Consider the following 22,359-nt stretch of genomic DNA (forward strand, 5'->3'; position numbering starts at 1 on the left):
GCCGGACCGGAGGGCCCCGGGCGGTGAGCGGGGAGGACATGAAGAACCGTGACGCGTCCTGCCCTCGGAGAGGGCGGCGTCATGGCCGCCGCCCGGGGCCGGCGCCTGCACGCCGGGTCCCGGGGCCGGCGCCCGCACGCCGGGCCCCGAGGCGCGGCAGGCCCGGCAGCTGCCCGGCCAGGGACGCCACGAGGGCCAGCCCGAACCCCGCCGCCTGGAGGCCCGTGAGCGTCTCGTCCAGCAGCAGCCAGCCCAGCACCGCGGCCGTCACCGGGGTCAGCGGGATCAGCAGGGTCAGGCTCGTGGCCGGCACGCGCCGGCCGGCGTGGAACCACGCGGCGTAGGCAATGGCGCCGCCGGGCAGCGCCAGCCAGGCGTAGCCGAGCACGGCCGGCAGGTCCAGGACGAGGGGACCGGTGTCCAGCAGGGGCACGAGCGGGGCGATCATGAGACCGCCGAGGGTCAGCTGCCAGCCGGTCGCCGCGAGCCCGTTCAGGCCGTCGGGCAGCCCCCACCGCCGGGTCAGGACCACCCCGGCGGCCATGACCGCGGTCCCGGCGAAGGCCGCGGCGAGCCCCAGGGCGTCCAGGGTGACGGTGCCCGCGAACACGGCCACGGACACGCCCGCCACCGCGGCGAGGGCCCACAGCACCCGGGGCAGGGGCGTGCGCTGCCGGAAGGCCAGGAGCAGCAGGAGCGCCGCGACCAGGGGCTGGGCGGAGCCCACCACGGCGGCGAGACCCCCCGGCAGGCGGTAGGCGCCGAGGAACAGGAGGGGGAAGAACGCCCCGAAGTTGAGCAGTGCGAGCACCGCCAACCGTCCCCACCAGGCGCGCGGCGGCAGCTGCTGGGTCAGGGCGAGCAGCAGCAGCCCGGCCGGGAGGGCCCGCAGCAGGGACGCGGTCATGGGCCGGTCCGGGGGCAGCAGCTCGGTGGTGACCACGTAGGTCGTCCCCCACACGACCGGCGCCACCGCGCCGAGGAGGATCAGCCGGGCATGACCGGCCGGGTCGTGGTCCACCGGTGCACCCCCGCTCTGCGTCCTGCCCCGTCCGGGGCGGGATGCACCGATCCTACGGTCCCGCCGGCCGGGAACCGGAGTAGATTGCCACCATGGACGTCCGCGGGGGGATCGTGAGCACGCTGTCCGTGCTGGCACTGCTGCTGAGCGGCTGTGCCCCGGAGGGCGGCGGGACCGTGGCGACCGGCGAGGGCCTGGGCGCCCCGGCGGACGCGCCCGCCCTGGACGTCGAGGTGGTCGTGGACGACCTCGAGCTGGCGTGGGACGTGGCCCTCACCCCGGAGGGCACCGTGCTGGTCACCGAGCGGGCCGGCCGGCTGCTGGCCCACGACGCGCAGGGCACGCGGGAGGTCGCGGCCGACCTGGACGACCTGTTCGTGGGCAGCGAGGCCGGGCTGATGGGCCTGGAGGTCTCCCCGGACTTCGAGCGGACCCGGGAGATCTTCCTGTGCCACGCCACACGGACCGGCGACGGCCGGCCGCAGGACGTGCGGGTCACCCGCTGGCGGCTCGACGAGGACGCCGCGGCGGCCGAGCGCACCGGGACCGTGGTGGACGGGCTGCCCATCAGCTCCGGCCGGCACAGCGGCTGCCGGTTGCGCTTCGCCCCGGACGGCACCCTCCGCGTCGGCACCGGCGACGCCGCCCAGGGCGGGAACCCGCAGGACCCGGACTCGCTCGGGGGCAAGACGCTGCGGCTCCACCCCGACGGCACGATCCCGCAGGACAACCCGTTCGCCGACCGGGACGGGTCCGCGGCCGCCGTCCACACCCTGGGCCACCGCAACGTCCAGGGCCTCGCGGTGCAGCCCGGCACGGGCACGGTGTGGTCGGCGGAGCACGGCCCCGGCACCGACGACGAGATCAACGTCCTCGAGCCCGGCGCCAACTACGGGTGGGACCCGGCGCCCGGCTACGACGAGTCCGTGCCCATGACCGATCTCGAGGAGTACCCGGACGCGGTCCCGGCGGCGTGGTCCTCCGGGCGCCCGACCGTCGCCCTCAGCGGCGCCGCCTTCCTCGACGGGGAGCAGTGGGGTGCGTGGGAGGGCGCGCTGGCCGTGGCCGAGCTGAAGAACACGGGGGTCGGGGTCTACCGGGTCGAGGACACCGCGGTCACCGGCCTGACCCGCATGGCGGAGCTGGAGAACGACTACGGCCGGCTGCGCTCGCTGACCCTCGACGACGACGGCGCCCTGTGGGTCACCACCTCCAACGGCGACGACGACGCCGTCCTGCGCGTCACCCCGCGGCCGGACGACGGCTGATCTGCGCCCCGGTGCTCCGTCCTCGGGCGGATCCCGGCGCGGAGGCCGCCCGGTGCGGGCCTGTGCGGAGCGTTCAGGACTCCGCCTGACCCTGCCGCCAGTAGCCCATGAAGGAGACGTGGTCCTTGGGGATGCCCGCGGCGTCCACGCACAGTCGGCGCAGGGCCTTGACGGTGCCGGACTCACCGGCGAGGAACACGTAGGGGACGTCGGCGCGCCCGGGGCCGGCCACCGACCACGCCCGGGGCTCGGCGGCGTTCTCGGCGGCGTTCTCTCCGGCCGACGGGGCCGACGGGGCCGACAGGGCGGACCGGGCGGGCGCCCCGCGGCCGCGCTGCGGTCGGCGGCCCGCCAGGACGTCGTCCACGGCGCCGCCGGGCAGCTCGAGGAGACGCGCGAGGCGCTCCGCGGCCCGGTGCCCGTGCCCGGCGGGCTCCCCGCTCCCGGCCCGGGGCAGGACGTGCAGCCGCACGTCCGGCAGGTCGGCGGGCAGGCGGTGGGCAGCGACGTCCTCGGGGTGGGGGACCTCGAGCACCACGTCGAGGCGGGGACGGGTCCCGCCGTCGGGCGCCCCCTGAAGGGTGTCCGTGAACTCCTCCGCGACGGACATCAGGGCCGGGGCCGCGGTCTCGTCCCCGACGGCGAGGACGCGCTGGGTCCCGCCGTGGTCCCACGCCGCCCAGGGCCGCTCCTGCGGGCCGGGCCCGAGCAGGTACACGCGCTCGCCGGGAGACACCCCGGCCGCCCAGCGGCTGCCGGGACCGTCCTGGGTGTGCCCGCCGTGCACCACGACGTCGATCACGAGCTCCGGGACCACCATCCCGCAGAACGTGGTGCGCCGGACGCCGCGCACGGTGTAGGTCCGCATCCAGCCGCGCTCCTCGGCCGGCCGGGCGAACCAGCCCTCGCGCAGCCCCAGGGACAGGTCCGCCCGCTCGGGCTCTCCGCCCGGGGGCGGGACCAGCAGCTTGATGTAGGCGTCGCGGCACCGCGTCCGGTCCCCGGCCCCGACGAGGGCCGGGGACAGGCCGGCGAGCTCCGGTCCCGCCAGGGTGATCCGGCGGAAGGACGGGCACAGCTGGGTCACGGACGTCACGGCGGCCTCGACGCACAGCACGGGGGCGTCGGGGGCGGTGGTCTCGGGGGCGGGGACGACGGTCACAGCGGGGTCCTTCCGGTCGGGGCGGCGGCAGCCCGGGGCCCGGGGTCCAGGGACACGGGTGCGGTGGGCGGGGTGGGGTGGGAGCCCTCGCGGGCCCGCCCGCGGGGCAGGACGACGGGCCGCCCGCCCTCGGGGTCCCGGGCGACGTCCGCCCGGAGCCCGAAGACCTCGGCCAGCAGATCGGGGGTGAGCACCTCCTCCGGCGTGCCCACGGCCACGATGCGCCCGGCGGCCATCGCCACGAGCCGGTCGGCCACGCGCGCGGCCAGGTTCAGCTCGTGCAGGACGGCGACGACGGTGGCCCGGCCGGCGCCCGGTCCGTCCGGGTGCTCCAGCCCCCGGAGCAGGTCCAGCAGGTCCACCTGGTGCGCCAGGTCGAGGTAGGAGGTGGGCTCGTCGAGCAGCATCGTCCGGGCCCGCTGGGCCAGGGTCAGGGCGATCCAGACCCGCTGGCGCTGCCCGCCGGAGAGCTCCTCCACCGGCCGCGCCGCCAGGGCCGTGAGCTCGGTGAGCTCCATCGCCCGGGCCACGGCCGCGTCGTCGTCGGGGGCGGGCGCGCCCCACCAGCGGCGGTGCGGGTGCCGGCCGCGCTCCACGAGCTCCGCGACCGTCAGGCCCTCCGGGACCACCGGCGACTGCGGCAGGAGGCTGACCGAGCGGGCGTACCGGCGGGCGTGCCACTCGCGCACGCCGCGGCCGTCGGCCTCGAGGGTGCCGGTGAGCGGGCGCAGCTGCCGGGACAGGCCCTTGAGCAGGGTGGTCTTGCCGCACCCGTTGGCGCCGATGAGCACGGTGGTGGCCCCGTGCGGGATGTCGAGGTCCACGTCCCGCACCACGGGGCGGTCGCCGTAGCCCAGGGACAGGCCGCGCATCCGGAAGGCGGGGGCGTCGGCCGCGGGGGCCTCCGCGGGACGCGGATCGGAGCGCGGGTCGGGGCTCATGCCAGGGCTCCTCTGCGCTGCCGCACGAGCAGCCACAGCATCACGGGGGCGCCCACGGCGCCGGTGACCACCCCGGCCGGCAGCTGCACCTGCGCGACCAGGCCCGCGCCGACGGCGTCGGCGACCACCACCACCACGGCGCCCACGAGGGCGCACGCCACGATCGAGGTCCGTCCCCGGGTCAGGGCGGTCGCCACCGGGGTGGACATCAGCGCCACGAAGGCGAGCGGACCGGTCGCGGCGGTGGCCACGGCGGCCAGCAGCACGCCCAGGCCCAGGGCGAGGGCCCGGCTGCGCGCCGGGCGCGCCCCGAGCCCGGCGGCCAGCTCCGGTCCGAGCTCGGCCGGCTCGAGCGCGCGGTGCACCGCCACGGCCGCGGGCACGGCCACCGCCAGGCACGCGCCGAGGACGGCGATCCGCTCCCACGTGGCGGCGCTGAGCGAGCCCGCGGTCCAGAGGGCGGCGTCCTGGGCGGAGTTCAGGGACAGCCGCGCCAGCAGGGCCGCGGTGAGGGCCTGGGCGAGCGCGGCCACGCCGATGCCGGCGAGCAGGAAGCGCTCGCCCACGATCCCGCCGGTGCGCAGCCGCACCGAGGCGGTGGCGATGAGGGCCGCGGCGAGCAGCGCCCCGGCCAGGGCGGTCCAGGACACGGCCGTGCCGCGCAGGCCCCATACCGCGGTGCCGGCCACGGCCCCCGCCGCGGCGCCGTAGGTGATGCCCAGGATGTCGGGGCTGGCCAGGGGGTTGCGCAGCACCCGGCGGAACAGGGCGCCGGAGCAGCCGAGGGCGGCCCCGGCGAGCGCGCCCAGCACGGCGCGCGGGAGCTTCTCCTGCAGCACGATGAAGCTCGCCCCGGGGATCTGCTCCCCGGCGAGGATCGCGAGGAAGTCGGGGACCGTCACGGTGTAGCGCCCGAGCAGCACGCGCACGGCCAGGGCCGCGAGCAGCGCCAGGGCCAGCAGGGCGACGGCCCGGCGGGTGCGCCGGAGCCGGTCGCGGCGGACCGCCCGCACGAGCTCGGCGGGGCCGGTCTCCCCGGGACCGGTCTCCTCGGAGGCGGCAGGGGAGGGGGCGAGGACCGTGCCGGTCACAGGGTCACGCTCCGTCCCCGGCGCAGCAGCGCCAGCAGCACGGGCACCCCGAGCACCACCGTGGTCACGCCCACGTGGATCTCCTGGGGCGGGGTCAGGACCCGGCCCAGGACGTCGGCCAGCAGGAGCAGCACGGGGCCGAGCGCCGCGCTGAACAGGACGATCCAGCGGTAGTCGCCGCCGAGGAGGCGGCGCACGGCGTGGGGCACGAGCAGCCCCACGAAGGCGATGGGGCCGGCGAGCGCCGTGGCCGAGCCGGAGAGCAGGACCACGCCCACGAAGACGAGGACGCGCTGGAGCCCCAGGTCCACGCCCAGCCCGTGCGCGAGCTCGTCCCCGAGGGCCATGGCGTTGAGCCCGGAGGAGCCGCCGAGCACGAGGAGGACGCCCAGCAGGACCAGGGGTGCCACGGCGGCGAGGTCGGTGGTCTCGGCGCGGGCGACCGAGCCGATGCTCCAGAACCGGAAGCGGTCCAGGACCGCGGGCAGCACGAGCACCACGGAGGTGGTCAGCGCGGTGAAGCCGGCGTTCACGGCCGCGCCGGACAGGACCAGGCCCGCCGGGGTCGGGGCGCCGCCGAGCCGGGACGAGCCGAAGACGAGCACAGCGGCCACGGCCGAGCCGGCGAGGGCCAGCGCGGTGAGCTGCCACGTGGCCACCGGGCCGAGCCAGCCGATCCCGAGGACCACGGCGCACGCCGCGCCGGCGGTCAGCCCGAGCAGCCCGGGGTCGCCCAGCGGATTGCGGCTGACTCCCTGCATCCCGGCGCCGGCCACGGCCAGGGCCGCCCCCACGAGCACCGCGGTCAGGGTCCGGGGGATCCTGCTCTGCACCACGGCGGCGTCGATGCCCAGCCCGGCGGAGACCTGGGACCAGCCTCCTTCGAGCAGGTCGGCCGGCAGCCCGGTGAGCACGGCGACCACGGTGGCCGGGTCCACCGAGCGGGCCCCCCAGAACAGGGAGGCCGCGGCGGCCAGGGCCAGCAGCAGCACGGCCGCGGACAGGGCGAGGCCCCGGCGCCGCTGCGCGGTGCCGGGGGTCTGCCGGGTGGCCCGGACGGGGAAGACCGTGCTCGTGCTGATCACCGGGTCCGCCGTCTCACTCGCCGCCGGCGGACGCGGCGGCCTCGGCGATGTCCGGGACCACGTTCTCGAGCGCCCACGGGATGCTCAGCGGGGAGGCGGCCGAGACCGAGAGCACCTCCTGCTGGTCGCTCTGGAGCACCAGGGCGCCGTCGGCGACCGCGGGGACGCGGCTGAGCAGGGGGTCGTTCTCGATGGACTCGCGCACGCCCTCGTCCTCGGCCCAGCTGACGAAGACGTCGGAGGTCAGCTCGTCGGCGCGCTCCGGGGACCAGGTGATGAAGAACTCGTCCTCCTCGCCCTCGGCGGCCTCCGCGACCGCCCCGGACTGGACCATGCCGAGGGACTCGAGGAACTTGGGGCGGTTGTCCACCGCGGTGTAGGCGAAGATCTGGTCGGCCGCGGACGGGTCGAGCGTGCCGTACACGAACGAGGTGCCCTCCAGCTCGGGGTGTTCGGCCGCGGCCTCGTCGATCTGCCGCTCCACGTCCGCCACGACCTCCGCGGCCCGCTCCTCCCGGCCCAGGGCCTGGCCGATGAGCTCCGTGGAGTCCTGCCAGGACGTCCCGTAGGCGACGGCGTCCTCCGGGAAACCGACCACGGGGGCGATCTCGGAGAGCTTGTCGTAGTCCTCCTGCGTCAGCCCGGAGTAGGCGCCCAGGATGACATCGGGCTGGAGCGCGGCGATGGCCTCGAAGTTGATCCCGTCCGTCTCGGCGTAGGTCTCCGGGGCCTCGGCGCCGGCGTCCTCGAGCGCGGCGTCGAACCAGTCGGTGGACCCGTTCTCGTTGGCGCCGAAGTCCAGGGCGGGCACCCCGACCGGGACCACGCCGAGGGCGGTCGCGACGTCGTGGTTGACCCAGGACACCGTGGCCACGCGCTCGGGGGCCTCCTCGAGCGTGGTCTCGCCGAAGGCGTGCTGCACGGTGCGCGGGAACTCGCCGGTGGCGCCCTCCGCGGTCGTGGCCCCGCCTCCGGACCCCCCGCCCGCCGGGCCGGTGGAGCACCCGGTGAGGACCAGGGCCCCCGCGGTCAGCAGGGCGGCCGGGACCAGGACGTGGCGGCGCGCGGCGCCGGGGGACAGAGGACGCGGAGCGCGGGGAAGCAGAGGGGCCACGGCCACCCTTTCGGAGGTCGACGGCGGGGCCGTCGGCGCGGACGGAGGTGAGGCAAGGGTTGCCTAACCTCCAGGACAGGGATCACCCTAGGGCGTGATCCGGAGAATACGCAACACGAGCATGAGCTAATCCTCCGGCGCGGCGGTCGAAGCCGGCCGGGATCCGCCTCCGGCCCGTTGCGTAGAGTGGGCCGGACGACCGATGCAGTGCTGGTCCCGAGCCGGAGAGAAGAACCCATGGCATCTGCCCTCCCGTCCTCCGCCGACGTGCTCGTGGTCGGTGGTGGCCCCGCCGGTCTGTCCGCGGCCACCTGGCTGGGCCGCTACCTCCGCTCCACCGTGGTCGTGGACGCGGGGCGGCAGCGCAACCTGTCCGCCGAGTTCACCCACGGCCTGCTGGGCAGGGACCCGACCACCCCGGGCGAGCTGCTGGCCGAGGCCCGCGCCGGGCTGGCGCAGTACCCGCAGGTGAGCCTCCACCACGGGACGGTCACCGGCCTGCGCCGGGACGAGGGCGGCCTGTTCCGCGCCGTCGTCGACGGCGCCGAGATCACCGGCGCCGAGATCACCGGCGCCGAGATCACCGTGGAGCGGGTCGTGCTGGCCACCGGGGTCCGCGACCAGGTGCCCGGGATCGCCGGCTTCTCCGACCACTACGGCGTCGACGTGCACCACTGCCCGGCCTGCGACGGGTACACCGCCCGCGGCCAGGTCGTCATCGTCCTCGGCTCCGGGCGGCACGTGCCGGCCTACGCCGCGGAACTGCTCGACTGGGCCGACAGCGTCCGGATCGTCACCGGGACCACCGAACCGGCGTTCGACGAGGAGCAGCGCACCGTCCTGGCCGACCACGGGGCCGAGGTCGTGGACGGGGTCGCGGAGGCGCTGATCGGGGCCCCCGGCGCCCTGACGGGGGTCCAGCTGGCCGGCGGGGAGCTCGTGGAGGGGGACAAGGTCTTCTTCTCCTGTGCGCACCACCCCACCAACGACCTCGCGAGGGAGCTGGGGTGCGAGCTCGACCACGAAGGACGCATCGCGGTCGACGCGTTCCAGCTCAGCAGCGTCGACGGTGTCTACGCCGCCGGCGACATCACCGCCGGCCTGCAGCTGGTGCCGATCGCCATCGGCAAGGGGGCGGCCGCCGGGGTCGCGTGCGCCACCTCGCTGCGGGGGCACTCCGGCGCCGGTTCGGCCCCCGCCCCGGCGCCGCCGACGCGCTGGTTCACCGCGCGCTGAGGACCTCGCCCCGACCGGGCGCAGGAGCGGCGGCGGGACGTGCGGGACCGGACCCGAATGGAGTTTCCGGGCGACCTGCCCCAGGATTGACCGGTGCCCGACGACCGTTCCGCCACCGCCGCCGACCCCGCCCACGAGCCCGTGCCCGAGCTGCTGGTCGGCCTCGTCCTCTCGCCCCAGATCGCGGGCGCCCTGCCCCCGGACATCGCGGCCTCCCTGCCCGGGCCGCTGCACGGGCGCTACCCCGGAGTGCGCTGGCGGGTGGCGGCGGTGACCGACCGGCTGGTCGTCCCGCCCGCCGACGGCCTCGACCTGCTCGAGGCCGCGCGCGACCGGATGCTCGACGAGGACTGGGACCTCGTCGTCGTCCTCACGGACGTCCCGCTCAAGGACGGCCGCAGCCCGGTGCTCATGCAGCTGAGCCCCGTGCACGGCGTGGGCCTCGTGGCCGTCCCGGCCCTCGGCGCCCTGCACGTGGGGCAGAAGGTCCGGCAGGCGACCGTGCGGGTGGTCGGCCACCTGCTCGGCCACGACACGGAGGACGCGGACGACGCCGACGCCCAGGAGGAGCTCGTCCGGCGGGCGCGGCAGCGCTCGGAGGACGTCGAGGACCGGCCCGAGGACAACGCCGTGCAGTTCACCGCCCGCGTCCTGGGCGGCAACGTGCGCCTGCTCCTCGGGATGATCCGCGCCAACCGCCCTTGGACCCTGGTGGTGCGGCTCTCCCGCCTCCTCGCCCTGGCCGCGGCGACCGGCGTGCTCACCCTGGTCGCGTCCGACCTGTGGCTGCTCGCCGCCGCCTACGGCCCCTGGCGGCTGGGGCTGCTGGGCCTGCTGTCGATCGCGGCGGTGACCGGAGCGCTCGTCGTCGGCGCCCGGCTGTGGGAGCGCCCGCGCCGGCGGGCCGAGCGCGAGCAGGTGGCCCTGTTCAACCTCGCCACGGCCGCCACCGTGGCCATCGGCGTGTCCGTCTTCTACCTCGCGGTCTTCGCCCTGTCCTGGCTGGGGGCGCTGCTGCTCGTGGACGGCGACGTCTTCGCGGACGTGATCGGCGCCCCGGTCGGGGCGGTGGAGTACGTCAAGCTCGCGTGGCTGACCGCCACGCTCGCCACCGTGGGCGGGGCCCTCGGCGCCGGGCTCGAGGACGACGACGCCGTGCGCGCCGCCGCGTACACCCGCTCGGAGCCCTGACCGGGGCCGCCGCCGTGCCCCTCTGCGCGGACCCCGACAGTCAGTAGACTTGGTGTTCCCGGGGTGCTCCCCGGGTCCGACCCGGAAGGACACGATGGCCGCCACGCAGCAGACCCCGGCGAAGCCCCGCACGCCCCGCCTGCGGCGCAGCAACTGCCACCGTCCCGGGATCACCCGCCGCGGACACGGCACGGGCTTCGCCTACCGCCACGCCGACGGCACGAAGGTGCAGGACCGCTCCGAGCTCGAGCGGATCCGGCAGCTGGCGATCCCCCCTGCCTGGAAGGACGTGTGGATCAGCCCGCAGCCCAACGGGCACATCCAGGCCACGGGCGTCGACGACGCCGGGCGGCGCCAGTACCTCTACCACCCTCGGTGGCGGGAGCTGAAGGACCGCGAGAAGTTCGACCGCGTCCTGGACTTCGGCGACACGCTCCCGCAGGCCCGCCCGGCCGTCACCCGGCTGCTGCGGTCCGAGGGCGCCACGGCGGAGAAGGCCTGCGCCGCGGCCTTCCGGCTCATGGACGAGGCCGCCCTGCGCGTCGGCAACGAGGAGTACGCCCAGTCGAACGGCTCCTACGGCGTGACCACCCTGCTGGTCCAGCACGTCCGGGTGGACGGTCAGGACGTGCACCTCGACTTCCCCGGCAAGAGCGGGCACCGATGGACGCTGACCCTCCGGGACGCCGACCTCGCCGCCGCGCTCGCGCCCATGCTGGAGCGCGGCCCGGAGGAGACCGCGCTCGCGTACCGCGACGAGGACGGGCAGTGGGCCGGCATCACCAGCGCCCGGCTCAACGACTTCGTGCGGGACCGGTGCGGCCCCGACTTCACCGCCAAGGACTTCCGCACCTGGCAGGGAACGGTGACCGCCGCGATGGCGCTCGCCGCCCGCGCCGGCACCGGGCCCGGCGAGAGCGCCCGGAAGAAGGCCGTGTCCGCCGCCATGCGGGAGGTCGCCGAGCACCTGGGCAACACGGCCGCCATCGCCCGCAGCTCCTACACGGACCCGCGGGTGATCGACCGGTTCCTGGACGGCGAGACCATCGACGCCGCCACCTACCGGGCCGCGGAGCGGTCCCTGCGCGCGTTCCTCACCTGAGCGCGTGCACCGCGCTCCCACGCGGTGCCGTTATTCTGGGGGGCATGCCTTCCCTCGACTCCCGGTCCCCCGGAGGCGCGCACCGCGCCACCGCCGGTCCGGACGAAACGGAGCCCCGAAGTACGGGTTCCCCTGACCGCACTCTCCCGCCCGAGGGGAGCGCCGCGTGCTAGAAGCATGGATCCTGCTCGCCGTGGCCGTTCTCCTGGTCCTCGGCAACGCGCTCTTCGTGGCCGTGGAGTTCGCCTTCCTGACGGTCAACCGCAACGAGGTCCGGGCCGCTGAGGAGGCCGGCGACCGGAGGGCCGCCGCCATCGAGCGGGCCCTGACGAAGACCGCCACCAACCTCTCCGGCGCGCAGCTGGGCATCACCCTCACCAGCCTCATCGTGGGGTTCCTCGCCGGGCCCTCCCTGGGCGTGATCCTGGGGCAGGGCCTGGGCCTCACCGGGTTGTCCCCGGCGGTCGCCACCGGTGTCGCCACCACGGCCGCGTTCGTGATCGCCACCTTCACGCAGATGGTCTTCGGCGAGCTCGTGCCGAAGAACTGGGCGATCGCCGAGCCGATGCGCGTGTCCCGGCTCGTGGTCCACCCGCAGCGGATCTTCATGCTGCTGCTGGGCTGGCTCGTGAAGATCCTCAACTCCTCCGCCAACTGGGTGCTCAAGCTGCTCGGCTTCACCCCGACCGAGGAGGTGGCCAGCGCGCGCACGGCCGGGGAGCTGATGGCCGTGGTCTCCCGCTCCGGGGCCGAGGGCACCCTCGACGCCGGCACCGCCGAGCTGGTGGCCCGGTCCATCGAGTTCGGCGACCGCACGGCCGCCGATGTCATGCGCCCGCGCCCGCAGGTCACCTTCCTGGACGACCACACCGTCCAGGACCTCATCGCGATCTCCGCCGAGACCGGGCACTCCCGCTTCCCGGTGGAGGGCGACTCCGTCGACGACATCGTGGGTGTCGTGCACTTCAAGCACGCCCTCGCGGTGCCCTTCGACGAACGCGGCACCCGCACCGTGCGCGAGATCGCGGTCCCGACGACGACCGTCTCCGAGTCCATGACCCTGGACCCGCTGCTGCGCGAGCTGCGCAAGCCCGGACTGCAGCTGGCCGTCGTCGTCGACGAGTACGGGGGGACCGCCGGGATCGTCACCCTCGAGGACCTGATCGAGGAGATCGTCGGGGAGATCGACGACGAGCAGGACGAGACCGTCGCCCGGTACCGCCGCACCCGCGACGGCGGGATCTCCGTGTCCGGTCTGCTGCGCCCCGACGAGCTCGGCGACGTCATGGGCCTCGAGCTGCCCGAGGGGGAGGAGTCCGACACCCTCGGCGGGCTGATGGCCGAGCGGCTCGACCGGCTGCCCCTGGGTGGGGACACGGTCTCGTTCGAGGCCGTCGACCACGTCCACCGGGACGAGGACAACCTGCCCACCAGCACCGACGTCACCCTCACCGTGGTGCGGATGGACGGGCACCGGGTGGACCGGATCGTCGTCCGGCGCGGCGACGGCCGCCGGGCCGAGGCGGGCGGTGCCACGCCCGCGGGGACGCCCGCCGAGAGGGCCCCCGAAGGGACCGGTGATGCGTCCGGCTCCACGGCCGTCGACGCCGAGAGGGGTGAGTCCCGATGAGCGAAGGCCTCGCCATCCTGTTCCTGGTCCTGCTGCTGGGCGGCAACGCGTTCTTCGTGGCCGCGGAGTTCGCCATGGTCTCGGCCCGCCGCGACCAGATCGAGCCGAAGGCCGCCGCCGGTTCCGCCGCCGCCAGGACCGCGCTGAAGGGCATCGAGGACGTCTCGACGTCCCTGGCCGCCACCCAGCTGGGCATCACCGCCTGCTCCCTGCTGATCGGCGCCGTGGGGGAGCCCGCGATCGCCCACCTCATCGAGGGCCCCATGGCCGACGCCGGCGTGCCCGAGGGACTCGTGCACCCCGTCGCCCTGGTCATCGCGCTGCTGGTCGTCACGTTCTTCCACATGGTGATCGGGGAGATGGTGCCCAAGAACATGGCCATCGCCAAGCCCGCGGCCTCGGCCCTGCTGCTGGGCCCGGTCCTGCGGGTCTTCGTGCTGGTCTTCCGCCCGTTCATCTGGCTGATGAACCAGTCCGCGAACCTCGTGGTCCGGTTCGTGTTCAAGGCCGAGCCCAGGGACGAGGTCGCGTCGAGCTTCACCTCGGACGAGGTCGCCGGTTTCGTCGCCGAGTCCGGCCGCGAGGGCCTGCTCGACGAGGACGAGATCACCCTGCTCACCGGGGCGCTGAACTTCGAGCACCTCACCGCGGAGGACGTGGCCATCCCGCCCGAGCAGCTGCACACCGTGTCCCGGTCCGCCACCGTGGCGGAGCTGGAGCAGATCTGCGCGAGCACGGGCTTCTCCCGCTTCCCCGTCCAGGAGGACGACGGGACGCTGGTGGGCTACGTGCACACCAAGGACCTGCTCGGGATCCCGCCCGAGCGCCGCCACGCCCCCGTCCCGCAGGACGCCGTCCGCCGGCTCGGCACGGTGGCCGCCGACGCCAAGCTGCGGCACGTCATGCGCTCCATGCAGCAGCGCAACGCCCACCTGGCCCTCGTCGAGGGACGGGGCACGACGGCCGGCGACGTCTCCGTGGTCGCGCTCGAGGACGTCCTCGAGGAGCTCGTCGGGGAGGTCCGGGACGCGACCAGCCGCCCGTCCTGAGCCGGCGCCGGCCCGCACCGACGAGGCCCTCGTCCCGCCGGGGGACGAGGGCCTCGCCCCTCCGCGGGCGGGTGCCTACTCGACGACGGTGACGGTGGCCTCGGTGAGGTAGGGCTCGGACTCGCGGTTGACGAGGTGGTTGGCGGTCTCCTCGTCGGTGAGCCGCAGCAGCCGGTCCCGGTCGCCGGGTTCGCTGAACAGGTCGTCCGCCTCGACGGTGCCGGTGGCCTCGACCTCGTCGCCGGGGCGCAGGTCGGCGGGCATCTCGCGCACGAAGACCACCGTCTGCTCGTCGCCCATGGTCAGGAACTCCTCGCCGTAGATCCCCTCCACCTCGTTGGTGAGGGTGATCTCCTTCCCGACGAGTTCCTCGGTGGCGACCTCGGACTGGTCCAGCTGGGTCAGTCTCGTCTCGTCCTGGCATCCGCTCAGCAGCAGCGCCCCGGTCAGGCCGGCCGCGGCAAGGGTCAGGGTGCGGTGGGTCATCAGCGTGCTCCTCGGTGGTCGGGCGGGACGTGCTCCGGGCTGGGCGCCATCGGCCCGGGACGACCCACCCTAGCCGCCGGAGCCGCCGGGCGACACGGAGAGGGCTGTTCCTGGCCGGGGCGGGACCGGCCCCGGAGGAGGCCTTCGAGGGCGTGCCGCGCCCGGCGCCGCGTCTCGGCGGAGTCCGCCGTGCACCTCAGGACAGGCCGACGTAGGTCGCCGAGTACCCGAAGCCGACGACGTCGTCCCGGCCGTCGCCGTCGACGTCCCCGAGCAGGCGCGGGAACCGCGCCGGGTCCCAGCCGGCCGACCAGCCGAAGGACGTGGACGTCAGCTCGGGCCCGAAGAAGGCGTTGTCGTCCCCGTAGGCCACGTGCACACCCGCGTCGCCGAATCCGACGACGTCCAGGATCCCGTCGCCGTTGATGTCGGCGAGGTCCCGGGGGTGCCGGTCGGTGCGCCAGCCCTGCGCGATGCCGAAGTCGGCGAGCTCGAGGGTGACCGGGAGGTACTTCGGCTCGCCCGGGGCGTAGGGCCGGGAGTAGGCGGCGAGGACGCCGCGGTGGCCGAACCCGACGACGTCCGGGGCAAGGTGCCCGCTGACGTTGCCGACGTCCCGGGGGTGCTGGTCGACCCGCCAGCCCTGGGCGTACCCGAAGTCGCGGACCTCCAGGGCGGGCTGGGTGAACGTGTCGCCCAGCGCCGAGAAGTAGGAGACGTACGTGCCGGCGTCCCCGAGACCGACGATGTCGGCCGTCCCGTTCTCGTCCATGTCGGCGAGCATCCGCGGGTGCTGGTCGACCCGCCAGCCACGGTCCCAGCCGTAGCTGTCGATCCGCTTGCCGGTGCCGAAGAAGGTGCGGTCCGACCGGCCGTGCGAGATCGTCACGCCGGAGTACCCGAAGCCGACGACGTCCGCCGCGCCGTCCCCGACGAGGTCGGCGAGCTCGCGGACGTGCTGGTCGACCCGCCAGCCCTGGTTCCAGCCGAACTCCCGGACCTTCAGCGCCGGCGCCGTGAAGCTGCCGTCCGGCTGCGCGTAGGCGACGAGCACGCCGGCGTCGCCGAAGCCGACGAGATCGGCGCGGCCGTCGCCGTCGACGTCGGCGACCTGCCGCGGGTGCCGGTCGGTGCCCCAGCCCTGCGCGGTGCCGAAGTCGCGGACCCTCAGCACCGGTGCGGCGAAGGTGCCGTTGGCCTGGCCGTGGGCGACGAAGACGCCGGGGTCGCCGAAGGCCACCACGTCGGCGCGTCCGTCCCCGTTGACGTCGGCGAGCTCGCGCACGTGCTGGTCGACCCGCCAGCCGTCGACGTAGGAGAGGAACCCCTGGGTGGACACGGCGTGGGCCGGTCCGGCGAGGGCGATGCCGGTGGCGGCCAGTGCCGTCGCGGAGACCCCGGTGAGCAGACGGGCCATCGGTGAGCGTTTCATGGTGGAACCTCCAGGTTCCGAAGAGCGGAGAACTCGGTCCGGATCGCCGGACCTCGGGTGGGAGCCGGTCGACCCCCACCGACCGGCGTCTGGCCGTGGGCTCGGCCGGGGTCCCGGGACCGTGGTCCACCGGTGACCGCCTCCCGCCGAGCGGACGGAACTGCTGGTGGAACCAGTCTAGATCCGCGCGTATGCCATCGCTAAGTGTTCTCCGCTCCGTGCCGAATCGTTATCCGGAGCCCCGCCCGGGAACCGGGTCCTGGTCCGGACCCCCGAGGGCCTTCAGCGGCGGATGCCGCGCCGGAAGTACAGGACCGGGCCCACGAAGTTGACGGCGATGATCGCCGCCCACTTCCCCTTGCCGCCGTTGACCTCCTCGGCGGGACGCAGGGCGAGGTCCGCCCAGGCGGTGGCCGCCAGCGAGACCTGCACGGAGGCCAGCGTCAGCAGCGCGGTCTGCTGCCCCGGCGTGAGGTCCTTCCATCTGGTGCTCTTCCTGGTGCCGATGCGCGTCATGGTCGTCCTCCTGGTGCTCGGGGACCCGGTGGTCCCGGCGGCCGCTCCGTGGGCGGCCTGTGGCACTCATGCTGGTGCGGGCGCCGCCGGCAGTCAACGCCCGCCTCCGGCGCCGGTGCCCGGGCGCCGGTCAGACGCTGATGTCGGGCCACAGGACGCGGTAGGCCACCGCGTAGCCGGCGATCCAGGCCAGGGACAGGGCCAGCAGCCCCGCCCCGGCCACGGCGACCACCCCGCGGCGGTGCCGGAGCGCACCGGCCAGGTGCCGGACGGCGGGCACCACGCCGAGGACGCCCAGGAGCAGGAGCGCCTGCCCGAGACGGGTGAGGGGCCGCACCAGGGACAGGTCCGGCTGCACGCTCGCGGCGAACAGCGCCAGCCCCGCCAGCACGGCCACCGGAGCCGCGTAGGCCAGCCGCCGCACGCGCCGGGGACGGGCCGCGCCCCCCGGCGTGTCCCACCGGCGCCGCCGCCGCAGGCGGTTCACCGGCCAGGCGACCAGCGTCACGACGAGGACGAGCAGCGCCGCGAGCAGCAGGAGGTGGGGCACGAACAGCCCGTGCCAGGCGCTCACCCTCCCCTCGGTGCTGTAGGCGACCAGCGCGATGTCCCGGACACCGTCCTCGTCGGCCCGCGCCGCGAGGGTGGCCGTGCCCCCGGTCTCCCGCCACAGCCACGGCTCGACCTCGTGCATCGTGGTGGGAGGAGCCGCGAGGGAGCCGACGCTGATCGTCCCGTCCGGGCCGGCGCGCACCGTGGTGATCGCGAGCGCGCCCACCAGGGCCGCGGCGCTCGACTCCGCCCGCCGTGCGCTGCGGTAGTGGCCGGCCACCGCGGCGGCCCGCTCCGCGGCGCCGGGCGGCGGCTCCGGCGCCGCCGGTTCGGGCGGGGCGACGTAGCGGCGGGCGAACTGCCCGACCAGCTGCTGCCGCAGCACCGAGGTGCTGAGCGCGCGCACCCCGTTGCCGTTGACGGAGACGAACAGGCCCGTGTCCGCGTCGGGGAACAGGACCAGCTCGCTGTGGAACAGGTTCGTGTCGCCGCCGTGGGAGAGCACCCGCTGCCCCCGCATCTCGTGGCCCCGGAAGCCCAGGGTCATCTGCTCGGCGGCACCGAGCCCGCCGAGGGACGCGGGCGGCAGCGCCGGGGCGTGCATGGCCGCCAGCGCCCCGGGGCCCAGGACGTCGTCGGGACCGTGGCCCAGGTGCAGGTTCAGGAACGCGGCCATGTCCTGCGCGGTGCTGCTCACGGACCCGGCGGGCGGGACGGAGATGTGCTCGAAGGGCGCGGGCTCGGCCCCCGGCGCCGGGAAGCCGCCGGCCACGCGGTCGGAGAGCGCGGGCGGCAGCGGCTGCTCGGCGGTGCTGGAGGTCATGCCCAGCGGGCCGAGGACCTCCTCGCGCACGTACTCCTCGAACGGGACGCCGGTGACCTGCTGCACGACGTAGCCGGCCAGGGCCAGGCCGTAGTTGGAGTACGCGGGGGTGGTGCCCGGCGCGAAGATCTGCTGCGGCGGGTCCTCGGCCAGCTCGGTGCGCAGGTCGCGGACCTTCTCGGCGTCCGGGGTGATGAGGTGGTCCACGCGCTCCTCGAAACCGGCGGTGTGGCTCAGCAGGTGCCGCAGCGTCACCGTTCCCCGGGGCAGCTCCAGCGGGAAGTCGAGGTGCTCGCGGACGTCGGCGTCCAGGTCCAGGGCGCCGCGCTCCACCTGCTGCAGCACGGCGGTGGCGGTGAAGAGCTTGGACACCGACCCGATCCGGAACAGGTGGTGCTCGGGGTCCACCGGGGTGGCGCCCGGCACGAGCCGGGACCGGTCCGCCGCGCCGAAGCCGCGCACCGTGACGATCTCGCCGCCGGAGACGACCGCCACCGTCGCCCCCGGGAGCCGCTCGGCGTCCAGGAGGGCCGGGACCAGGCCGTCGAGCCATGTGTCGACGTCGCCGGCGGTCAGCTCCCGCACGCCCTGATCCTCCTGCGCCCCGTGCTCCCGCGCGGCGGCGGACGACGGCACCGCCAGGTGCGCGAGCAGCAGCAGCGTCACGAGGACCAGCGCGAGCACCGCCCCGGGCGCTCGCGGGGGCGCCGCGGGGATCGGCGACCGGACCGGGAACGGGTGCACGCGCATGAGGCCATCCTGCTCCGGCACCGGGTCCCGTGTCCGAGTGTGACCGGGGAGCGCAGGCGTGCGGCCGGTCCGGCGCCCGGAACGGGACCGGGGCCGGACCACCGGTCTAGCCTGGGAGCATGACCCGGTCCCGGACCCTGTCGCACTCCGCTCCCGCAGCCGTCCTGTGGCCGGTCGCCGGAGCGGCCGCCGGACTGCTCTCCGTGCTCCTCGGCATCGCCGGAGGACTCCTGGAGACCGCGCTCTCCGGTCCTTGGCCGGCCACCGGGGACCCTGCCTACGGGCCGTTCCTGGCGCGCAACCGTGGCCCCCTGCTGGCGCAGAGCATGCTCTTCGTCCTCGGCCAGGGAGCGCTGGTGTGCTTCCTCGGGTGGGTGCGGGCGCGCCTGCTCCGGGCGGAGGGCCCGCCCGGCGCGGTCTCCGCCGTGGCCTTCGGGGCCGGGCTCATGGCCGCGGCCCTGAACATCGCCGGCCAGGGCGTGCAGATCGTGCTGACCATGCCGGCGGCGGCGTCGATGGGTGCGGGGACGGCGGGCGCGGTGACGGACCTGTGCGTGGTCCTCCTCGCCCTGGCCAACCTCCCCCTCGCCGTCTCGTTCGCCGCTGTCGCCGCGCTCTCCCTCGCCCGCGGCGCGTACCCGCGGTGGCTCGGCGGGATCGCCGCCGGGGCGGCCGCGGCGGCCCTGCTCTCCGTCTTCTCCCTCGTGCCCACCGCGGGGCCGCTCTCCCCGCTCGGCGAGCTCACCACGGCACTGCGCCTCGTGCCCGTCCTGTGGTACCTGCCGGCCGCCGTCGTGATGCTCCGGGGCCGGCCGTGACCGGGCGGCTGCCGCGCGGCGCCCGCCGGCACTGGGCGGCGCTGGACCGCCCCGGCCTGCCGCCACCGCCCGCGGCGGACACCGCGGCGATCGCCGGTCTGCCCGAGCCCGCGCGCCGCTGGCTGGAGCGGGCCGTGCCGCCCGGCACCCCGGCGTGGTCCGCGGCGGAGCTGTCGATGCGCGGCGAGATCCGGCTCGGCGGCTCCTGGCACGCTTTCTCCGCCCGGCAGCTCATCGTTCCCGGCACCGGCTTCGTGTGGGCCGCCCGCACCCGGGTCCTCGGCCTGCCGGTCGCGGGCTTCGACCGGTACGGCCCCGGCGGGGGCGAGCTGCGGTGGCGGCTGCTGGGCCTCGTGCCCGTGCTGTCGGCCGCGGGCCCGGACGTCACCCGCAGCGCCGCCGGCCGGCTCGCCGGCGAGGGGGTCCTCGTCCCGACGGCCTGTCTGCGCGCCGCCTGGTCCGAGGGACCGGCCCCGGACACCGCCGTCATGTCCGGGGTGCTCGGCGGGGTGCGCGAGGACGCCCTGATCCGGGTCGACCCGGAGGGCCGGCTGCAGGAGCTGAGCATGCAGCGGTGGGGTGACCCCGACGGCACCGGCTTCGGCCGCCACCCCTTCGGCGTGGCGCTGTCGGAGGAGGCCGACGTCGACGGCGTGCGCGTGCCCGCCCTCCTGCGCGCCGGCTGGGCGTGGGGGACCGACCGGCAGGCCGCGGGCGAGTTCTTCCGGGCGCGGATCGAGGACGTCCGCTTCCGCTGAGCGGCCCTCACGGGCCGGCCCTCCCGAGCAAATCCTCCCGAGCAAATCCTCCCGGGCAGGGCCGTGCCGGGAGGGCGCCGGCTCAGCGGGCCGGGTCCTGGCGCCCCGGTCCGTGCTCCGGCCCCTCGCCCGGACGGTCGTCCGGCCGGTCCTCCGGCCGATGCTGCGGCGGAGGGGCCCAGGGTGCCGCCGTCCCGTGGGGCTGGGGCTCCACGGGCCCCTGGTCGAGCCGGAACGGCGGGTACTCGTCCCGCATCAGCAGCACGTAGGCGAGGACCCGGTTGACCCAGCGGTTGATGCCCACGACCAGCGCGAACAGCTCGGGACGGTACCGGCCCGTGAAGAGCAGGATCACGGCGGCCACGAGCACGAGCAGCCCGAGCAGGGACGGCCCCCAGCTGGTGGTCGTCGTGCCGTCGTCGCCGCTGCGGGTGGTGCTCCACGTGCTCCCGCCGCCCGCGAGCACCCCGAGGATCAGCAGGTGCGGGATCGCCAGGAGCCACCACTTCACGAGCACGAGCCCCCGGGAGAGCCGCTCCGGATAGGCGACCTCGAGCTCCGCGGGATGGTCCGCGCGGGCCAGGGTGAAGGGCGGGTACCGGTCGGTGCCCAGGGCCGAGTACGAGTAGAACCCCACCCGCCAGCTCCACCGCAGGACCCCCACGCAGAAGGAGAACCACGAGGGCGGGTACCGGCCCGTGAACAGCACGGCGACCCCGGCGGCCACCGTGGTGACCCCGAGGGCGAACCACAGCACGGCCAGCACGATCAGGTGCGGGATCACCAGCAACCACTTGACCAGCCACAGCCACCGGGACAGCCCCGCGTCGAGGAAGCCCGTCAGGCGCACGGGGGAGACCTGCCGCGGGGTCCCGTCCCGGGCCGGGGCCCCGGCGAGTGCCGCGCCCGGACCCGTGCCGCGCGGCGGCGTGCGCGGGTCGATGTCCCGGCCCAGTCCGGCGGCGCCGAGCAGCAGCAGCGGGACGCCCAGGACCAGCCCGACCAGCCCGCCGACCAGCTGACCGCCGGCCAGAGGCCCGAGGAGCTCGGAGCGCGCCCCGAGCTGCAGGTCCGCCCAGACCGGCCGGGTGGCGTCGGCGTTCATCACCACGAGCGTCCAGCTCCCGGAGCGCAGGTCCAGGGTCAGCTCCCGGGTGCCGGTGCCCTGGTCCGAGTCGGCCCAGAAGGTCTGGTTCCCGGGCCGGTCGGGCACCCGCTCACCGGGCACACGGGACGCGGTGTCGTCCCCGGACTCCGTGGCGCGGCCCAGCTCGGCGTGGGCGACGCCGTCGAGGTACCGGTCCACGTCGCCGGTCCCGGCCACGCCCACGAAGATCTCCTGCTCCGGGTCCGCCGCCGTCACGCGCACCTGCACCCGGCCGAGCTGGTCGAGGAAGGGCACGGGGGAGATCTGCGCGTCGCCGACGTCGAGCACGGCGGGCGGGCCGACCAGGGCGTAGGTGATGGTCTGGTGCCGGTCCGGGGACGTCGTGAGGAAGCGCCCGTCCTGCTGGGCCGCGGCGGCGCCGGCGAGGACGAGACCGCTGACGAGCGCCCCCAGGCCCAGGGCGGTCAGGACGGCGCCCAGGACCAGCAGCACCCACTGCCCGGGTCTGGTGCGGCGCGGGGCGCCGTGCCGGCCGGCCGGGCGGGGTGGGTGGGTGACGGGGTGGGCGTTCATGGGAGCTCCTGAGGAGTCGGACGGGTGGCCGGGGCCCGGGGCGGGGCGTCCGGGTGGTCAGAGGGCGGCGGCGAGGCCGCGGCCCCACGCGACGGCGCGCTCCTCCTCACCGGGGACCAGCTCGTTGCCCATGGTCACGAGGAAGCTCTCGGGCTCCGCGACCAGCTCGTAGCGGTGCTCCTCGAGGGCGCGGACGATCTTCTGCGAGGCGCGGCCGGTGAGCATCGCCGGGCCCTTGACCCGGGTGTCGAAGGCGGTCGCCCGTCCGCCCTGCGCGTCGAGGGCGGCCAGCCACTCGCGGACCCCGGGACCGGTCGCGGAGCCGTCCACGTCCAGGTGGTGGCGGGAGGCGTCCCGCATGGCCTGCTCGCGGGAGTTCTCCCGGCTCAGCCCGTGGCCGTGGGTGGGGGCGCCCACCACCAGCACGTCCCCGGCGCCCGGTGGATGCCGCTGCGCCTCGGCGGTCGAGCGCACCTCCGCGGGGACTCCTCCCTCCGTGAGCCCCCGCCCGATCGCCTCGGCGATCCGGTGGGTGTTGCCGTACATGGACTCGTAGACCACCAGGACGGTCATGGCGGGTCTCCTCTCTGTGATCCGTGCGAAGCGCACTCCTCCGTGCGGTTCCTGCCCCGCGATTCCTTCCCCCGCGGTCC

20 protein-coding genes are annotated in these 22,359 nt (G+C 75.8%); 8 read left to right on the forward strand and 12 right to left on the reverse strand.

What is annotated here, in order from left to right:
* Positions 1-79: 79 nt before the first annotated feature.
* Entirely contained in the window at positions 80-1,021 is a 942-nt protein-coding gene (locus Q0817_RS08225; protein WP_298585677.1) for an EamA family transporter, read from the reverse strand.
* Between the two features lie 92 nt (positions 1,022-1,113).
* On the opposite strand from Q0817_RS08225, the gene Q0817_RS08230 reads away from it, so the two are divergent.
* Positions 1,114-2,289 (forward strand): sorbosone dehydrogenase family protein, encoded by a 1,176-nt coding sequence (locus Q0817_RS08230; protein ID WP_298585678.1) that lies wholly within the window; start codon positions 1,114-1,116, stop codon positions 2,287-2,289.
* A 73-nt stretch (positions 2,290-2,362) separates the two neighbouring features.
* Here Q0817_RS08230 and Q0817_RS08235 read toward each other — a convergent pair whose 3' ends face one another.
* The 5 genes from Q0817_RS08235 to Q0817_RS08255 are packed head-to-tail and all read right to left on the reverse strand — an operon-like array spanning position 2,363 to position 7,688.
* Positions 2,363-3,451 carry a siderophore-interacting protein gene (locus tag Q0817_RS08235; RefSeq protein ID WP_298585679.1) on the reverse strand — a complete coding sequence of 363 codons (1,089 nt, stop codon included), beginning with the start codon at positions 3,449-3,451 and terminating at the stop codon, positions 2,363-2,365.
* Complete coding sequence (locus Q0817_RS08240) at positions 3,448-4,392, reverse strand: ABC transporter ATP-binding protein (RefSeq protein WP_298585680.1); 945 nt, start codon at positions 4,390-4,392, stop codon at positions 3,448-3,450. Before Q0817_RS08240 ends, Q0817_RS08235 begins: the two co-directional genes overlap by 4 nt.
* Positions 4,389-5,483: an iron chelate uptake ABC transporter family permease subunit gene (locus Q0817_RS08245; RefSeq protein WP_298585681.1), complete on the reverse strand. Its 1,095-nt coding sequence runs from the start codon at positions 5,481-5,483 to the stop codon at positions 4,389-4,391. The genes Q0817_RS08240 and Q0817_RS08245 overlap by 4 nt, the downstream gene beginning before the upstream one ends.
* Complete coding sequence (locus Q0817_RS08250) at positions 5,480-6,568, reverse strand: iron ABC transporter permease (protein ID WP_298585682.1); 1,089 nt, start codon at positions 6,566-6,568, stop codon at positions 5,480-5,482. The genes Q0817_RS08245 and Q0817_RS08250 overlap by 4 nt, the downstream gene beginning before the upstream one ends.
* A 13-nt stretch (positions 6,569-6,581) precedes the next feature.
* On the reverse strand, positions 6,582-7,688 hold the full coding sequence (locus tag Q0817_RS08255) for an iron-siderophore ABC transporter substrate-binding protein (RefSeq protein WP_298585683.1): 1,107 nt from the start codon (positions 7,686-7,688) through the stop codon (positions 6,582-6,584).
* 231 nt (positions 7,689-7,919) lie between these two features.
* On the opposite strand from Q0817_RS08255, the gene Q0817_RS08260 reads away from it, so the two are divergent.
* From Q0817_RS08260 to Q0817_RS08280, 5 genes are all read left to right on the forward strand, one after another.
* A complete protein-coding gene (locus tag Q0817_RS08260) occupies positions 7,920-8,918 on the forward strand; it encodes an NAD(P)/FAD-dependent oxidoreductase (protein WP_298585684.1) in 999 nt (332 codons plus the stop codon).
* Positions 8,919-9,011: 93 nt separating this feature from the next.
* Entirely contained in the window at positions 9,012-10,109 is a 1,098-nt protein-coding gene (locus Q0817_RS08265; protein WP_298585685.1) for a hypothetical protein, read from the forward strand.
* A 94-nt stretch (positions 10,110-10,203) separates the two neighbouring features.
* Positions 10,204-11,211 carry a DNA topoisomerase IB gene (locus tag Q0817_RS08270; RefSeq protein WP_298585686.1) on the forward strand — a complete coding sequence of 336 codons (1,008 nt, stop codon included), beginning with the start codon at positions 10,204-10,206 and terminating at the stop codon, positions 11,209-11,211.
* A 166-nt stretch (positions 11,212-11,377) separates the two neighbouring features.
* Positions 11,378-12,841, forward strand: a complete 1,464-nt coding sequence (locus Q0817_RS08275; RefSeq protein ID WP_298585687.1) for a hemolysin family protein — start codon at positions 11,378-11,380, stop codon at positions 12,839-12,841.
* A complete protein-coding gene (locus tag Q0817_RS08280; protein WP_298585688.1) occupies positions 12,838-13,890 on the forward strand; it encodes a hemolysin family protein in 1,053 nt (350 codons plus the stop codon). Before Q0817_RS08275 ends, Q0817_RS08280 begins: the two co-directional genes overlap by 4 nt.
* A gap of 75 nt (positions 13,891-13,965) precedes the next feature.
* Here Q0817_RS08280 and Q0817_RS08285 read toward each other — a convergent pair whose 3' ends face one another.
* The 4 genes from Q0817_RS08285 to Q0817_RS08300 form a co-directional block, all read right to left on the reverse strand.
* Positions 13,966-14,376 (reverse strand): hypothetical protein, encoded by a 411-nt coding sequence (locus tag Q0817_RS08285; protein ID WP_298585689.1) that lies wholly within the window; start codon positions 14,374-14,376, stop codon positions 13,966-13,968.
* A gap of 196 nt (positions 14,377-14,572) precedes the next feature.
* Positions 14,573-15,808 carry a VCBS repeat-containing protein gene (locus Q0817_RS08290; RefSeq protein ID WP_298585690.1) on the reverse strand — a complete coding sequence of 412 codons (1,236 nt, stop codon included), beginning with the start codon at positions 15,806-15,808 and terminating at the stop codon, positions 14,573-14,575.
* Positions 15,809-16,090: 282 nt separating this feature from the next.
* Positions 16,091-16,324: a hypothetical protein gene (locus Q0817_RS08295; protein ID WP_298585691.1), complete on the reverse strand. Its 234-nt coding sequence runs from the start codon at positions 16,322-16,324 to the stop codon at positions 16,091-16,093.
* Positions 16,325-16,454: 130 nt separating this feature from the next.
* Positions 16,455-18,449, reverse strand: coding sequence for a serine hydrolase (locus tag Q0817_RS08300; RefSeq protein ID WP_298585692.1), 1,995 nt, complete (start codon positions 18,447-18,449; stop codon positions 16,455-16,457).
* A gap of 119 nt (positions 18,450-18,568) precedes the next feature.
* On the opposite strand from Q0817_RS08300, the gene Q0817_RS08305 reads away from it, so the two are divergent.
* Positions 18,569-19,267, forward strand: a complete 699-nt coding sequence (locus Q0817_RS08305; protein ID WP_298585693.1) for a hypothetical protein — start codon at positions 18,569-18,571, stop codon at positions 19,265-19,267.
* A complete protein-coding gene (locus Q0817_RS08310; RefSeq protein ID WP_298585694.1) occupies positions 19,264-20,025 on the forward strand; it encodes a DUF6920 family protein in 762 nt (253 codons plus the stop codon). The genes Q0817_RS08305 and Q0817_RS08310 overlap by 4 nt, the downstream gene beginning before the upstream one ends.
* 82 nt (positions 20,026-20,107) lie before the next feature.
* Here Q0817_RS08310 and Q0817_RS08315 read toward each other — a convergent pair whose 3' ends face one another.
* Positions 20,108-21,706: a DUF4389 domain-containing protein gene (locus tag Q0817_RS08315; protein WP_298585695.1), complete on the reverse strand. Its 1,599-nt coding sequence runs from the start codon at positions 21,704-21,706 to the stop codon at positions 20,108-20,110.
* A gap of 57 nt (positions 21,707-21,763) precedes the next feature.
* The gene (locus tag Q0817_RS08320) at positions 21,764-22,279 is read right to left on the reverse strand and encodes a flavodoxin domain-containing protein (protein ID WP_298585696.1); all 516 of its coding nucleotides are present in this window, start codon (positions 22,277-22,279) and stop codon (positions 21,764-21,766) included.
* Between the last annotated feature and the right edge of the window lie 80 nt (positions 22,280-22,359).

It is taken from the genome of uncultured Kocuria sp. (assembly GCF_947500125.1).
GTDB lineage: Bacteria > Actinomycetota > Actinomycetes > Actinomycetales > Micrococcaceae > Kocuria.